Raw genomic sequence first — 15481 nt, forward strand, 5'->3', positions numbered from 1 at the left:
CAGAAGTAGTGATGTGTTTTGTATTCCTCGAATAAAATCTTGCTGTATAGCAACAATGCTGTATATAGTTTTAAACATAGACAGGTCAAGCGATGCTTAAATTCGCAGCATGTTGAGTGTTGATGATAAGTCTTTGGAAATCGAGAACGAAAAGATCACCGATGAGACGTCCTCTCCGTACAGGCGAGACCTTAGTGAATAAAATTAAAATAGCGTGAAAATGGCATGGATTGCCAACAACCAAAATGGGAACAAGATGAGTGCAGAAGTAGATTCACTAGGACTGATTGGGCCTGTTGTACTGTTGAGTGCAGCGGTCATTGCCGTCCCTATTTTTAAACGTATTGGTCTAGGTTCGATATTAGGCTACTTAATTGCTGGATTGATTATTGGGCCGTTTGGTTTTGCCTTTTTTAACAATCCCACAGCTATCTTACATATTGCTGAACTCGGCATCGTGATGTACCTCTTTATCATCGGATTGGAGATGCAGCCTTCGCACTTATGGAGTTTGCGGAAAGAGATTTTTGGATTGGGCAGTTTGCAAATCCTTATTTCGGTCATTGCCTTAACGGGTATGGGCATGTTGTTTGGCTTTAGCTGGAAAATAGCGTTCATTGGTGCTGCGGGCTTTGTTCTGACGTCGACTGCGATAGTGATGCAACTGTTAAATGATCGCGGAGAGCTGCATCAACGACGTGGTCAAAAGATTGTTGCGATCTTATTGTTTGAAGACTTATTGATCGTTCCCTTATTGGCATTGGTTGCATTTATGGCACCCAATCAAGCAGCGGAAAGCGCATCTATCGATTTACAAGGGATTGGTATTGGACTGTTGGCCATCGCTGGATTAATTGTTGCAGGGCATTGGTTACTCAATCCATTATTTAAAATTTTAGCTGCCGCAAAAGCACGTGAAGTGATGACCGCTGCGGCGTTATTGGTAGTACTGGGCGCGGCATTGCTGATGCAACTTAGTGGTTTATCCATGGCACTGGGTGCATTTTTAGCAGGAGTGTTATTGTCCGAATCGACTTTCCGACATCAAATTGAAGCGGATATTGAACCCTTCCGCAGCTTATTACTCGGCTTATTCTTCTTGGGTGTCGGGATGTCTTTGGACTTGGCAGTGGTCAGACAAAATTGGCCGTTGATTGTCAGTGGGGTAATTGCGTTGATGTTGACCAAAGCGCTGATGATCTATGTGGTCGCACGTTTGACTAAGAGTAATCATCCCGAAGCTTTAGATCGTGCCTTACTGATGGCGCAGGGGGGCGAGTTTGCCTTTGTATTGTTTAGTGCCGCGACGACAGCTCAAATTATTGACAATACCATCAAGTCGAATTTAACCGCGATTGTCTTATTGTCTATGGTGTTGACGCCAATCATTGGGGTGCTGTTTAAACGCTTTACCCTTGAACAGGATGAAAGTTCACTCGATCAAGTCAGGGTTGCCGATGGCTTAACGGGTAAAGTATTGATGATTGGGTTTGGTCGTTTTGGTCAAGTGGCCAGTCAGCTGTTATTGGCACGTAGTGTGGATGTGACCATTATTGATAATGATGTCAACATGATCCAAAATGCAGAAAAATTTGGTTTTGATGTCTATTATGGCGATGGATGTCGTTTAGATATTTTACATGCTTCAGGGGCAGATACCGCAGAAGCAATTTTAGTCTGTGTTGACCACAAAGAAACGATTAATAAAATTGTAGAGTTGGTGAATGCTGAATTTCCTTTGGCTAAGCTGATTGTTCGCTCCTATGACCGTGAACATGCGCTGTATTTGTCTAAGAAAAATGTTAGCCTGATGGTTCGAGAAACCTTTGAGTCAGCATTGGCTTTAGGTCAACTGGCCTTGCAGGAACTGGGCGCAAGTCAGGATGAAATTCAACAGGTGAGTGAGGATATCCGAGCTTTAGATCAGCAACGTTTTGAAACGGAAGTTGCAGCTGACGATGTCAAAGCGGGCATAGGTATACAATATACCCAGCACAACCCGCGTCCGACTGCACCCTTGATTAAGCCGCAACATACAGGGCAATTATTAAATGATGCAGAACTAGAAAAAATGAGTGAGGTGGATGATAGAACTTAAAAGTATGATTTTTATCATCTTGAATGAAAAGGACTATTTTAGTCCTTTTCATTTTTGAACAGATGGATTTGAAAGCACTGCATGATTTGGCCTAACTTTATAGTGAATAAAATTGGTATCAATCCGATGACGTTGAACGGATACAATTTCGACCGTCATTTTTGGCTTGATAGAGTTTTTGATCCGCAAGTTTAATCACCTCTTGGATATCCTCAGAGTCTTGAGGCCAAGAGGCAATGCCAATTGAAACAGTGATCGTTCCAATCGGGTGTATGTAGCTTTGTGCTACTGTTATACGAAGCCGTTCGGCTGCTATATAGGCAATCTTTGGATCTTCGTGTACTACAAAAACAATAAATTCTTCTCCACCGACTCGGCAGCACACATCATGTTGACGAAAGTTACTTTTCATATGAGAAGCCAACTTTTTCAACACGTAATCGCCTTGATTATGTCCATAACTATCATTCACTGCTTTGAAGTGATCTATGTCCAATGTCAGTACCGAAAAAGGTGTATTGGTTGCTTCTAATTCATTTAAAAACAGTTTCATACCGCGGCGGTTATAAAGCCCCGTCAGCGGATCGGTGTTCACGTGTTGTTTAAGCTCTGCAATTTCATCTTTAAAATGTTTGGAGCTGAGCAAGAGAGCGGTGCGAAAGCGTAAAGCTTCAAAATACCATGGATCGATGTTTTTAATGTCTTGATCAATATTTGGGCGAGTCAGCATGCTGGCCATTTGTGCAAGCTTATTGAGTGGTGATGAAATCAAGTATGATAGCTTCCACACAAATATGAACAAAAGCAAATAGAAACCGAGCATAGCCAGTGTTACTTTAACGATGATCGAGTTTGCTTGGCTTAATAATTCTAACGTTGGTTGTTGCGATACGACAATCCAATTCACACTTGGAATTACTGCAAAGCCCGCTAGGTTTTCGATCCCTTTACTATTGACCAGAGCAATCTTTCCAGTGGAGTGCGATCTAATATATTGCATTCCTGTATTATTTTTTAATGAATCTCCTATACGTGATTTATCTGGGTGGAATATTATTTTATTTTTATTATCAATAACATAGGTGTAGCTCTTTTTGTAAGAATAAGTCGTCGCTAACAGTTCACTTACCAAATTTTCTTTGTTTAAATAGATTGTGCCCGTCACTATACCCAAAAATTCATTTTGACGATTAAAAATAGGCTGAGCAATTAGTACAATCAAATTGTTTGACAAGCCCTTGTATGGAGAGGAAATATAGGTTTTCTTTAGTTTTAATGCTTCGGTAATACCTGGGGTCTTATATTGTTTTTTTGGATCAACATGTATGGTCTGAGGTGAATGTTCCAAAATAAAAGCATTCTTATCTACAATTGTGATCGAATTGAATTTTTGTGATTGATTTTTAAGGCGAATAACTTCAGCTTTTAAAACCTGTTGATTTGAGAAATCTTGACCAACAATTTGAGCACTGTAGCGTAGCTCACTCAACATACTTTCAAAATATTTATCGGTACTAAATGCAATCTTTGAAGCATAGCGTTGATTGGCCGCTAAAGAGTTCTCGGTTAACTGTTCCTTGATGACATAGTTCAATACAAAAATTGAAATTAGAAATAAGCTTGAAACACAGCCAATAATTAAAATCAAAATAAGTTTTTGTAAATCCAGACTATGAAAAACAGATTTCTTGATCACTCATGCCCCCAAGACAAGTACAGATTTTTTAAAGTTTTGTTGTGCCGCTTGTAAAAGCTCAATTCTCATGATTGGAATTAATCTGCGTGAAAATTGATCTAATCTTCTAGCTAATATTTTTCTATGTATAGAGAAGCTTCATATTATTATATGAAAATTCTCTATAAAAATTACATTAGTTTTCATTAAGATAATATGAATAGTACACAATAGCGCATAATCAATCAAAAGTACTATTAAAGTTTAATGAAAACAACATTAAATTGACATGCCTAAACGCAATAATGAGATCTTTATTATTTCGGTCATTGGAGAACAAACATGAATGTCTTAGGCATCGGATTGATCATTTTATTATCATTAATCGGCTTAGGGGCACTCATTACAGGTTTTGCTGTGGGCGAAACATTCTTTGTTGTGATTGGATTACTTATATTTATTATGGCCTTTTTGGTTTGGTTAAGTCTTAAAGATAAAGTTTCAAATCCTTTTAAAGATTAAGAATGTTGTAATTGAGTGAATTTTATACCTTTGCTATAAATGAATATTGAGCGAACTGTGATGGACATTATGTTCTTTGTATCTACTCAGTGTGTACTTCATATGAACTACCAGCCCAAAGGCTGGTAGATTTTTAATTCTTTGAATCTATGCTTCAATCCAATTATCTTTAATTTCTTGGGCATCTTTATTTAAAAGGACCTGATCCTCTCGAATCTCTCTTACCCATGCACTTGGGATAATATGGTGTTTACCATCGCCATGTTTGGTGAGTTTGATTTCTTTGCCTTCAATGTGGTCAACATCTCCAACTTTAGTTCCACATACAGCAATTACACTAGAGTGTTCTTTAATATCTGAAATATTAATCGTGGTCATGATGTACCTCTATCTTATTCATCGAACAAAAACGAAGATTTACCCTAACCTAATTTCTCCTATTCATGAGTTTTTGAAATACAAAACCAACATATTATGTCTTAAAATTTACGGAGTATAAAAAATGTCAACCTTTGTTTTATTTATAGAGCGCTAAGTTGATTAAATTATGCTTATTTTATTTTTAGTCAGCGTTTATTTACTGAATTTCCAGCATTATTTTAATGAATGACTTTTGCATAATTACCTACAGCGGTTGCATTATCAGGAATATCTTTTGTGACCACACTACCTGCACCGATGGTGGTATTATCGCCAATTTTAACATTATCGATAATACAGACATTTGGACCAATATATACATTGTTGCCAATTACAGCGGCCTGATGACCGCCATTGGCACCAATCGTTTAAACTGCGATAGGTTGCATTGTTTCCAAGAACAGTAGTTACGTTGACTATCAAAGGTCTCTCATAACAGATGAACAAGCCATAGCCAATTTTTGTGGTGCAGTGGATATCGATCCCGTATTTCTTCTTATAATAAAAAATAGAGTAGACCAGTTTGCCGATCTGCTGTTTGCAAGCCGAAAGACGTAACCAACGCTAAAGTTCAAAACTGTAATTAAACAAATCAGTTTTGATAAATGAGTTTAGTTTTGTATTGCGACAATACCGATATAAATCACTCAAAATCAATTGCACTAACATGGAAAAAGAATTCTTAAGATGAATGTGTGATTTACTTGATTTGATGCTGAGCTGTTATCTAGATTTAGCCTTTCAGTATAATCTCTTATTTTTTAAAAATATCAATTGGCTTTTATTTGTACAGTTGTTTCGAAATGTCATAGGCTCTTGTCGAGAGTAAAAAATGCTTTTATATTGTACTTACAGTAGGTCGATAACTAAGACGCTACGATGTAGTTGGACGGATCAATGACAGCTCGTTGAGTTTGGAACGAAATGTTCAAACAATAAATCAGCACTAGCCTTCCAACATAGAAAAGCTCGCAGCAATGCGAGCTTTTTTTATGTGAAAAAATATGACTATGTATCTCAGTTGTTAAGCATATTTGATTTAAGTTTATGATTTATAGTTATGATTTTGAAAATATTTATATAAATTAACATTGCGATAAATTCTAACAACTCTTGGGGAGGTGTTGGAAAAAACTTGTGCTATAAGATTAAGCAGAGCTAAAAAAAGAAAAGGAAAATGACCATGACTCAGCTTGTAGATGTAAAGGTAAAGGACCAATACAGCCAAACTTATAATGTGAAGGCCCAGTTAAGGCAAGTACCTGAAAACTCCGAAGCAGAACGTTTGGATTTATTTAAACGAATTGAACATATCGTTGTTGATGGTGAAGTAATTCTGCCTAGTATTGAACTGTTATTTGAAAGTCGGCAAACGGAAAATATATACCGAGTTGTTGATTAACCCTATTGAAAAAAGCCCATGTTTACATGGGTTTTTTATGGGCGATCTATATCAAGTTAAGTTATCCCATTGCAGTATATAAGAGATAAATTTTTTTGAGCGATTATCTTGAAGGTCCTAAAGTGAAATTAGGATATCACTTCACACATAGTTTCTATTTATCAAGTTGTTAGACGAATGGTTCAAGTAACCATGGTGCCAAAGTCTGAAAAAGTCGATGAAAGACATTAAGATTTATTGCCTGAATGATAAAACAATAGATTGCTAATCAAACTCGTAGTCTTTAAATCTTAACTAAGGCCGAAAAAGACTCAATTATTATCCTTTGAATCTATTTATTTAAGCTGCCTGCAAACGCAACAGTGAGTGATTGATCTGTTGTAAGTGTTGGTTGAGTACTATGGGTTCTATTCGACTTTCCTGTAACGTCGTAATCCATTGCATTTGGCAGCGTTTGAGACTGTGTAAATCTGTCGCCGATTCAATTTGAAGAATAAGTTGTTTTGCCATTAAGCCACAATAACGTTGTAATAAGCTCATCATCAAATCGCGTGTTTCTTCAAAGCTATAAGCTTTAAGCGGTGGGGCTGGGCTTTGTGTAGGGGTGGGTGGTGAAGGGGGCTGCGCTGTACTGTCTAAATCTATTGGATTGACGCTATTTTGACTATTTTTTAGTAGTGATGCAGATTCGGATAGAGGCTCTATTGGGCTAGAGACGTGAGCTGTTTGTGTGGAATGAATTAAACCCAATTCAATTAATTGTTCGAGGATTTCAGGCGTTGCGATGCGTTGTTTGAACTGGTCAGCCAATTGTTCAAAATCTTCTGTACCAATTAAAACCAATAGTCGTCTTTGACGCGCATTGAGTGGAATATGACGTTGTTGTAAAGCATCTAAACCTAATGCTGTTTTTTGATAATGATTCATACCTTAATTTACTCCCCCGAACAAATAAATTAAGGCTGAACATACAGGCTGAAAATTACAACAATATTAAGAATTTATGACAATACATTTTAGAGCGTTTTAATGCTCGTATTTTCTAAAGCTTTACGTAAATACGGATCGAGTTCATCTTGACGCATTAACCACTGAATATAGTCGGCAGGGAGTTCGGCAATCGCTGTTCCGCGATGCTTGCCAAAATTAATGACTCGCGGAATACGGGCATCTTCAGAGACAGCAAATAATTTCTCCATGCTGTTTATTTTTAATTGATGAACCACATGCATTAAAATATTGGCCGTTAAAATAATATCCATATCGGCGCGATGAGCTTTTTTAATCATTTCACGGGCTTTTTCACTGCCTTTTGAAATCATATAAATGAGTGCCGAAATATTGTGGGCTTCAGCATCAGGCCAGACCAAACGCGCAAGGGCCAGTGTACAAATCGCTTTAATGTGAGAAGTATCGACACCACATTTTTCGATAGCACGAATATCATAATCAATATTATGACCAATGATGTATTGCGTTTCTGCAGGTAGTTTAAAGGTCGTATAGTGAGGCTTCCCAATTAGGTCTGACTCTAAAATATGATGCACAGCCATCGCAGCGAATGAGATCGGTTCATCGACAGTATAGAGCTGATCAAATACTTGGCTTTTATCTAGGCTTAATTTGCCATTTGCAATTTCAATCGGTGCATATGCAATCTCAATGGGTTGACCATTTAGGGTATGGGTTTCTGTGTCGAGAATAATGGCTTGCATCTGCATATCCGAAAATTAAAAGCTGAATAAATTTATCATTTTCAAGACTATCAAGACAGCCTATGACTGCCAGATTTGTGGTTTATTCGCTGATTTTGTGCGGTGATGTTGTTTAAATCATCTGGTGAACCTAGGTGATTAGAGATCAGACTTTATTGAGCAAGGAAAAAGTCGGAAGTTACTTGTCAATTTATTTAGGCAGATTGAAAAGGAAAATGATTGCTTAAAATAAAAATAATTCTTTGGGATTCGGTTCAAACAAAGACGAGAGAAGAGCTCACTGCCTGAATTCAGTTGTGGGATCAGGATTTATTTTGAACTCCAAATGACCAGTTTTTATAACAATGGTGAGTGTGCATTTGCAGACAATGTTCACTTTGTATCATTCTCGTAACTGGTATTGCCATGCGTCATTTTGAGGCGTAAATCATTAATGTATTCAAGTGATTTGAATTGTTACAACAAGAAAAAATGTCATAAAGGAATTTTAAGATGAAAAAACATATATTGGCCGTGTTCGTCAGTAGTTCTGTGCTTGTTTTAACAGCCTGTGGAGGAGGGGATGGCGATTCAACTTCTGTTGGTGTAGATGATGGGATTCCTAAAAATAATATTGTTAATCCAGTCGTAACTACGCCAACAGCATATACAGCTACAGATATGTCAGCTACCGCTGGTGAAAGTGTAGTCATGACTTATAAGATGTTAGGTGTCCATAATCGGGAAGTACAAACGACAGCTTTGGTTTTTACTCCTAAAACTGCAGTACCTGCCAAAGGTTGGCCGATTGTGGTGTGGGCACATGGTACAACGGGTGTTGCAGATGCCTGTGCGCCAAGCCGTATTCCATTGAATACGTATGTTAAAGGGATGATAGATGGCTTCTTAGCGTCTGGTTATGTGGTTGTTGCTCCTGATTATGAAGGCTTGGGTGAACCAACAGCCGATCAATTACATCCATTCTTAAATGTCAAAAGTGAGGCCTTTTCAATTACGGATGCGGTGGTTGCTACGCGTAACTATTTAGGCGCTAAGGTTTCTAATCAATGGATGACGGTTGGTCACTCACAAGGTGGTCATGCGGCACTGGGCGCTGCGCAATATCAGTATAGAGCTCAATTGGACTATAAAGGCACAGTCGCTGTTGCACCTGCTTCGAATTTATCTTTTATTTTAAATGCAGGAGAAATGAAAGCAGCAGCACAGCCTGACGTAAACGATAAGATAGAAACGCTTGCTTCTTTAGATACCTTCACCGCACTGATTACAGCAGGTTTACGTAATCAGAATCCAAATTTACAGTATTTCCAAGTTTTTAAAACGCCTACGAATCAAATTGCCGAAAAAGCTGAATCAGATTGTTATACTGTTTTAGGGAATAAATTTGGAGCGGCAATGGGGGAATATGCTCTCTTAAATAATTATTCTATTGAGGGTTTTCCCCGCACGCAATCGAATTTTATGGAAAATATTCCAGAGGTGAAAGATTTTCTAGCCAATGGTTCACAGCCCTTAAAAACTAAAATCAGCACCCCTATCATTATTTATCAAGGTGCGGCAGATGCTACAGTTCCAATTCAGGCAACAGATCTTTTATTGAGTACTGAGGCTGCAAAAAACTCATCAATTTCATATAGAACAGAGGCAACATGGGATCATGGTTCAGCTTATGCGTTAAATATTCCTAATATTCTGACCGATGTCAAAACTCTCATGCCAATTCAGTAATTTGCTTTGACTCAAATTGCTCATGGAGTTCTGCTTCATGAGCGATTTTTTATTTAAAACTGCGTAAAGTTCGTTCTCGAAATTTATAAACTTCATGCTACAATACGCGCCAATCTTAGCACGGCTTAAAAGCCCTAATTTCATAGGACCTCGCTAATGTTTGCCAATATCTCAATTGCTGAATTTGATCCAGAAATCGCGCAAGCAATCACAAATGAAGATGCTCGCCAAGAAGCGCACATCGAACTGATTGCTTCTGAAAACTATTGCTCTCCAGCAGTAATGGAAGCGCAAGGTTCAAAACTTACAAACAAATATGCTGAAGGCTACCCAGGCAAACGCTACTACGGCGGTTGTGAATATGTAGACGTGATTGAACAATTAGCGATTGACCGTGCTAAAGAACTTTTCGGTGCAGATTACGCAAACGTTCAACCACATGCGGGTTCACAAGCAAACTCTGCTGTTTACTTAGCTCTTCTTAACCCGGGCGACACTGTTTTGGGTATGAGTTTGGCTCACGGTGGTCACTTGACTCACGGTGCAAAAGTTAGCTTCTCTGGTAAAACATATAACGCAATTCAGTACGGTTTAAACCCTGAAACTGGCGAGATTGATTACGAAGAAGTTGAACGTTTAGCAATTGAGCATAAGCCACGTATGATCGTAGCTGGTTTCTCTGCTTATAGCCAAATTGTAGATTGGCAGCGTTTCCGTGACATCGCGGATAAAGTTGGTGCTTACCTATTTGTAGATATGGCTCACGTTGCTGGTCTAGTTGCTGCTGGTGTTTACCCAAGCCCAGTTCAAATTGCTGACGTAACAACAACCACTACACATAAAACACTTCGTGGCCCACGTTCAGGTTTAATCCTTGCGAAAGCAAACGAAGAAATTGAGAAAAAATTACAATCAGCTGTATTCCCTGGTAACCAAGGCGGTCCATTGGTTCATGCGGTAGCGGCTAAAGCAATTTGCTTTAAAGAAGCAATGGCTCCTGAATACAAAGTTTACCAACAACAAGTAGTGAAGAACGCCCAAGCAATGGCTGAAGTTCTTATTGCTCGTGGTTATGACATCGTTTCTGGTGGTACAGAAAACCATTTGTTCTTGTTATCTCTTATTAAGCAAGATGTAACAGGTAAAGAAGCAGATGCATGGTTAGGTGCAGCTCATATTACTGTGAACAAAAATGCTGTACCAAATGACCCACGCTCACCGTTTGTGACTTCTGGTATCCGTATTGGTACACCGGCTGTGACGACTCGTGGTTTCGGCGAAGCTGAAGTACGTGAACTTGCTGGCTGGATCGCTGATATCTTAGACAGCAAAGGTGACGAAGCTGTGATTAACGCTGTTAAAGCGAAAGTTGAAGCTGTTTGTGCGAAATTTCCTGTTTACGCAAACTAAGTTCTGACTTGAGAAAGCCCCCTCAAGGGGGCTTTTTTTATAGCATTAAAAAATCAAAATCAGTTGAAATGTAATTTATACTGCATTTCTGATATAACAGAAGTTATAGGCTAATAAATTATTTTTAATAAGAATTTTATTCATACCGTATTCAAATAGGAATGCAGCACATGGCAAACCCAGCAATTATCATTTCTGAGCAGGATCTTCATCGTTTAGAAACGATGTTAGAACATCAGCCTAAACTTACACCGACCATGCAGTTGCTTGAAGAAGAATTGGCACGCGCCGATGTTGTTGCTCCACAAGATATGCCTGCCAATGTGGTAACGATGAATGCAAAAGTTTTACTGACCATTGCGCCATCTACAGAAGCATCTGAAATTACTTTGGTTTATCCGCATGATTTTAAAGGCGAGAAGGGACAGGTCAATGTTGTAGCCCCAATTGGTGCAGCAATTCTTGGCTTAGCTGAAGGTCAAGAAATTGAATGGCCGCAGCCAGATGGTCAAATGATGAAAGTCAAAATTGAAAAAGTGGTTTATCAACCTGAGCGTGAAGGCGATTATTTATAATATCGAAATACTCCATTTTAAAGCCATGGTCAACATGGCTTTTTTATGACTTTGAATATGTACTTTCTATACTGAAAGACAGTAATGCAAAAGAAAACAATAAAATAGAGTGCTGATTGATTGCGATTTTTTATTTCATTTAGATAGAGTTGTTTATATTGCTGATAGGCTTGTTCATAGCCGAAAATCTTTTTCCCATTCACATTTAATGCATACAAAATATCTTGATGGCTTTTTAGATAGGTGATGGGTTGCCCTGTCCAAGCGGGAATATCTAAAGGGAACTGCATTGCATCGAATAGCCATTGGCAAGTATGAAAATAGCGAATAGGTAAATTTATTTTATTCATTGGATTTTTCGGGCCTGTGTCAGAGGAGGTCTTAAGTGGTGCGTCTGGCCAACGATCACACCAAACTGTTTGAATTCGACCTTGGTTCTGGCTAAAGATACCGACCAAAAAGTGCGTTTTCCCCAAGCTGTTTAAGTTATAGGGTGCTTGATTTTTTTGATAAAGTTGGACGGCTGTTTCATTATCTAGCAGTGTGCCACTCACTTGTTGTAATTGGCTTGGATCATGCTCTAAAAATGTTTCGTGAATGTGTTTTGCTTTATAGTGCGCACCAACACTGATAAGTAAGGTTAATGCAATGCAGAAACCTAAACTATAACGAATGATGTGCTGAAGGCGAATGTTCATAATTTTGAATAGATATAATTTTGTTGGAAACAGAAGCGATGATTAGCCAGATCAGGATAAACGGTTTTCACAACATTTTTGCAAAAATCTACATGTTATGTGACATAAAAGCTGTACTATAAAAATGATTTTATTCAATTTCTTTATTGGGTTAAAGCACTATGGCACAAATTGACGTTCTTGTTCCTTTAAGGGATATACCAGTCAATTCAGATGAACTTTTAAGTATCCAGCGTAATGATTTGGTTCCGTTGCTGAACGATCAATATCGTCTCAATCATTATGCAGATAGTGTCATTCAAGCGCAGTCTGTGATGTTAAATGGAATAGATCCGCAGCTCACTTTACAGTTGAGCCAAACCATTGAGCAACTGATCCAGTCATTGGCTGACTCAAAAAAATACCTGAAGAAGCGTAAATTTAATGGGCTACAAAAGTGGCTCGGAATTGATATTGAATATGGTTCAACCCAAGTTGAATACTATAAGAAACTGGATCAGCTGTTGGATCGAGCCAATCATCTCAGCCAAAAATTACAAATTGAAATTCAAAAGGCACAGGCGCGCTATCAGCAGTTAACAGGCTTACGTGAGCAAATGGCCAAATATATATCTGCGGCTGAAGCATTTTTAATGGAATATCCTAAATTTGTGAAGAATGCACATCCTTTAGATAATTTTGCAGAACGTTTATCCAAGAAAATAAACAGCTTGCAGACTTTGCAAAGCAGTAATGATATTGCGATTACGCAAATGCAGTTGTCACAGCAGCTTTCACTGAGTTTGTTAGACCGATATAAAGAGGCACAGCAGGTTTTGATCCCAGCATGGCAATATCATGTCAAACAATCGCAGCAATCAAGCTCGACAATTGAACTGGAAAAGCTCGATAATAGCCGTGAAAAATTGATTCATACCTTAAAAAAATCACTACAGAAACCAACACTTTAAGAAATAGATTAGGTGAATTATGACCAACTCAGAACAAAACAGTCTTGTGGTAGAGCCAACCACCGAAGTGATTGAACATAAGTTTCAACAGTTAAATTTGCAAGAAATTGGCTTGCAACAAGATGACTTCAATGCGGTCTTGGCAGCACGGAAAGAGTTGGCAGAAATCAACCATAACGCCGTAGCGGAGTATGGTAAAAATATTGCGACACAAACCTCAGGATATACTGATGAGTTGTTAAATTTGGTGCAAAACAGGGACTTGGATGAAACTGGGCAAAAGCTGAATCAGGTGGTACAAGTCGCACAACAGCTCAATACCTCAAGTATCTTAAATAAAAAGAAAAATTCAGGTTTCTTCGGTGGCTTGATGAGCAAAATTAAAGGGGCAAAGAATAATATTGATATGCACTTTAATACCACCAAAGAACAAATAGATACTTTGGTGAAAGAAATTGAAAAATCGCAGTCTGGTTTAAAAGCACGCGTTGATACTTTAGATCGGATGTTTCATGGTGTACAAAGTGAATATAAACAGCTCGGTGTGTATATCGCAGCGGGTAAGTTGAAACAGGATGAAATTCAGCAGGAAATCTCAACACTGACTGCACAGGCGCAAGACCAAACCACAACGCAGAGAGTTTACGACCTCAATCATTTAGCCAATAATTTGGAAAAACGTGTAAGTGATTTGCAGGTTTTACAACAATCAGCCATGCAAACATTACCGATGATTCGTATTATTCAGTCTAATAATTTGATGTTGGTCGATAAGTTTTATGCGATTAAAAACATCACCTTGCCTGCATGGAAAAATCAAATTAGTTTGGCGATTTCTTTAAATGAGCAGAAGAATAGTGTGCAGTTGGCCAATACCATTGACGATGCGACCAATGACTTGTTGAAGCGCAATGCTGATTTGTTACATCAAAACTCAGTAGATACAGCAAAAGCCAATCAACGTTCAGTGATTGATATTGAGACGCTTGAACATGTACAAAACACCCTCATTAAAACAGTAAATGACGTGATTCAAATACAAAAAGAAGGGATGCAGAAACGTGCGGAAGCAACCACACGGTTGCGTAGTTTGCAGGACAATTTGAATCAATTGGTTTTAGACTCGAGTTCTAATCGTACGACACCATCTTAATGCCCAGTTGCGTGGTCGATAGAGGAGAAGTATTTGCCTTCCTTAGATGAATATGTTGTTCAGCCTCAGCACATTGAACAAGGCGTGGTTGCACTCAAACAACGTCAACGTAAACTGAGTTTATGGTGTATGTTGAGTGCAGCCTTGTTTATTGCCTCCAGCATTAGCTATTTTCTACAACCTGATTTTGTCTATAGCTTTTTTGGACTGAGCGCTGAAATACAGCAACTACATATGCCCATGAGTGTCGATGCAAATTTAGCATCACTTGGACAACAGCCAGATTATTTTCTGAATTTGCTGTCATGGTTTGGTTGGCTTGTACTCAAGATTATGGTGTCTTTTATTGGAGCATTCATACTGGTGCACTATGCACGGAAAATTCATTTTTTCTATGTACGTTTTCAATCTTTTATACTGAAGTTTGTGGCATGGCTGATTGCCTTTATTCTGCTTTGGTCAGGGCTGACTTATGTGCAATATGATTTAAAAGATGATGAAAGCGAGGCTTTTCAGCAAATCGTACACTACGATAAAAATATTCAGCAAAGTGAAATAGCGCAGTATTTGCAGCAGTCTCAAATTCAAATGCCCGTAAAACATTATTTGCTTGCGCAGACGGCATTGTTACATCAACCTGTCGATAAAAATGCAGCAATCCCACATGTGCTTGCTCTTGTGCAAGCAGAAAAAAACGATTCACATTTTATTGAATATGGATTTAAGCCTGAACAGTTATGGACAATGCAACATCAACTCTATGGCAAAACACTTACGCCGATGGCTGCAAGTGTAGAAAAACAAGTTCAGCAAGCAGCGCAGTTCACGAAGGTTATGCAATTCTTTTCGCTTATCTTGATGCTACTGATGGCGATACTAAGCACTGTGTTGTTTGGTTTGACGCGTCAGTTAAAAGCCAGAACCCTCAGAATTGAACAGCGGATGCAAAGTGAATCTTAAGCTTTGACTTCGTAAAAAGTCCTGCGGGGTAGCGGGACTTTTTATGATGAATATCTTTAAATCTATAAAACCGATTATTAAAATAAAAACAAACTGTTTTATCTATTTTTAGATTTACTCTATGATTCTTCTATCAAATAAATTTATAGACTGCTTTGGAGAGCTTAACAATGTT

Annotated in this window: 14 protein-coding genes and 1 pseudogene; 9 read left to right on the forward strand and 6 right to left on the reverse strand. The window is 38.3% G+C overall.

Going from position 1 to position 15481, the window contains the following annotated elements:
• Window positions 1-256 precede the first annotated feature (256 nt).
• Window positions 257-2098 carry a monovalent cation:proton antiporter-2 (CPA2) family protein gene (locus JZ787_RS05760; protein ID WP_346311895.1) on the forward strand — a complete coding sequence of 614 codons (1842 nt, stop codon included), beginning with the start codon at window positions 257-259 and terminating at the stop codon, window positions 2096-2098.
• Window positions 2099-2216: 118 nt separating this feature from the next.
• Here JZ787_RS05760 and JZ787_RS05765 read toward each other — a convergent pair whose 3' ends face one another.
• Window positions 2217-3794: a sensor domain-containing diguanylate cyclase gene (locus tag JZ787_RS05765; protein WP_346311896.1), complete on the reverse strand. Its 1578-nt coding sequence runs from the start codon at window positions 3792-3794 to the stop codon at window positions 2217-2219.
• Window positions 3795-4115: 321 nt separating this feature from the next.
• On the opposite strand from JZ787_RS05765, the gene JZ787_RS05770 reads away from it, so the two are divergent.
• A complete protein-coding gene (locus JZ787_RS05770; RefSeq protein ID WP_168158058.1) occupies window positions 4116-4295 on the forward strand; it encodes a hypothetical protein in 180 nt (59 codons plus the stop codon).
• A 147-nt stretch (window positions 4296-4442) separates the two neighbouring features.
• Here JZ787_RS05770 and JZ787_RS05775 read toward each other — a convergent pair whose 3' ends face one another.
• Together JZ787_RS05775 and JZ787_RS05780 are read right to left on the reverse strand one after the other, a co-directional pair.
• Window positions 4443-4673 carry a DUF2171 domain-containing protein gene (locus JZ787_RS05775; protein ID WP_168158057.1) on the reverse strand — a complete coding sequence of 77 codons (231 nt, stop codon included), beginning with the start codon at window positions 4671-4673 and terminating at the stop codon, window positions 4443-4445.
• Window positions 4674-4894: 221 nt separating this feature from the next.
• Window positions 4895-5384: pseudogene (locus tag JZ787_RS05780) on the reverse strand (serine acetyltransferase).
• 514 nt (window positions 5385-5898) lie between these two features.
• On the opposite strand from JZ787_RS05780, the gene JZ787_RS05785 reads away from it, so the two are divergent.
• Window positions 5899-6117 (forward strand): hypothetical protein, encoded by a 219-nt coding sequence (locus JZ787_RS05785; protein WP_004696033.1) that lies wholly within the window; start codon window positions 5899-5901, stop codon window positions 6115-6117.
• 339 nt (window positions 6118-6456) lie between these two features.
• On the opposite strand, the gene JZ787_RS05790 is transcribed toward JZ787_RS05785, so the two are convergent.
• Together JZ787_RS05790 and JZ787_RS05795 are read right to left on the reverse strand one after the other, a co-directional pair.
• A complete protein-coding gene (locus tag JZ787_RS05790) occupies window positions 6457-7044 on the reverse strand; it encodes a hypothetical protein (protein WP_168158056.1) in 588 nt (195 codons plus the stop codon).
• Window positions 7045-7133: 89 nt separating this feature from the next.
• Window positions 7134-7832, reverse strand: a complete 699-nt coding sequence (locus tag JZ787_RS05795; RefSeq protein ID WP_104222123.1) for an exonuclease domain-containing protein — start codon at window positions 7830-7832, stop codon at window positions 7134-7136.
• Between the two features lie 492 nt (window positions 7833-8324).
• Here JZ787_RS05795 and JZ787_RS05800 point away from each other — a divergent pair, with 492 nt between their 5' ends.
• The 3 genes from JZ787_RS05800 (at window position 8325) to rnk (ending at window position 11545) form a co-directional block, all read left to right on the forward strand.
• Complete coding sequence (locus JZ787_RS05800; RefSeq protein WP_346311897.1) at window positions 8325-9560, forward strand: alpha/beta fold hydrolase; 1236 nt, start codon at window positions 8325-8327, stop codon at window positions 9558-9560.
• A gap of 156 nt (window positions 9561-9716) precedes the next feature.
• Window positions 9717-10970 carry a serine hydroxymethyltransferase gene (gene glyA / locus JZ787_RS05805; protein ID WP_005400534.1) on the forward strand — a complete coding sequence of 418 codons (1254 nt, stop codon included), beginning with the start codon at window positions 9717-9719 and terminating at the stop codon, window positions 10968-10970.
• 170 nt (window positions 10971-11140) lie between these two features.
• On the forward strand, window positions 11141-11545 hold the full coding sequence (gene rnk / locus JZ787_RS05810; protein WP_004696044.1) for a nucleoside diphosphate kinase regulator: 405 nt from the start codon (window positions 11141-11143) through the stop codon (window positions 11543-11545).
• 29 nt (window positions 11546-11574) lie between these two features.
• On the opposite strand, the gene JZ787_RS05815 is transcribed toward rnk, so the two are convergent.
• Window positions 11575-12243 (reverse strand): hypothetical protein, encoded by a 669-nt coding sequence (locus tag JZ787_RS05815; RefSeq protein ID WP_346311898.1) that lies wholly within the window; start codon window positions 12241-12243, stop codon window positions 11575-11577.
• 161 nt (window positions 12244-12404) lie between these two features.
• Between JZ787_RS05815 and JZ787_RS05820 the strand changes: the two genes are divergently transcribed.
• From JZ787_RS05820 to JZ787_RS05830, 3 genes are read left to right on the forward strand one after another with little or no spacing between them, the layout of a single operon-like run.
• Window positions 12405-13193, forward strand: coding sequence for a tellurium resistance protein (locus tag JZ787_RS05820; RefSeq protein WP_346311899.1), 789 nt, complete (start codon window positions 12405-12407; stop codon window positions 13191-13193).
• Window positions 13194-13212: 19 nt separating this feature from the next.
• On the forward strand, window positions 13213-14346 hold the full coding sequence (locus tag JZ787_RS05825; protein WP_346311900.1) for a toxic anion resistance protein: 1134 nt from the start codon (window positions 13213-13215) through the stop codon (window positions 14344-14346).
• Between the two features lie 33 nt (window positions 14347-14379).
• Window positions 14380-15306 (forward strand): hypothetical protein, encoded by a 927-nt coding sequence (locus JZ787_RS05830; protein ID WP_346311901.1) that lies wholly within the window; start codon window positions 14380-14382, stop codon window positions 15304-15306.
• The last annotated feature ends 175 nt before the right edge of the window (window positions 15307-15481 follow it).

It is taken from the genome of Acinetobacter sp. BWR-L5 (genome assembly GCF_039655985.1).
GTDB lineage: Bacteria > Pseudomonadota > Gammaproteobacteria > Pseudomonadales > Moraxellaceae > Acinetobacter > Acinetobacter johnsonii.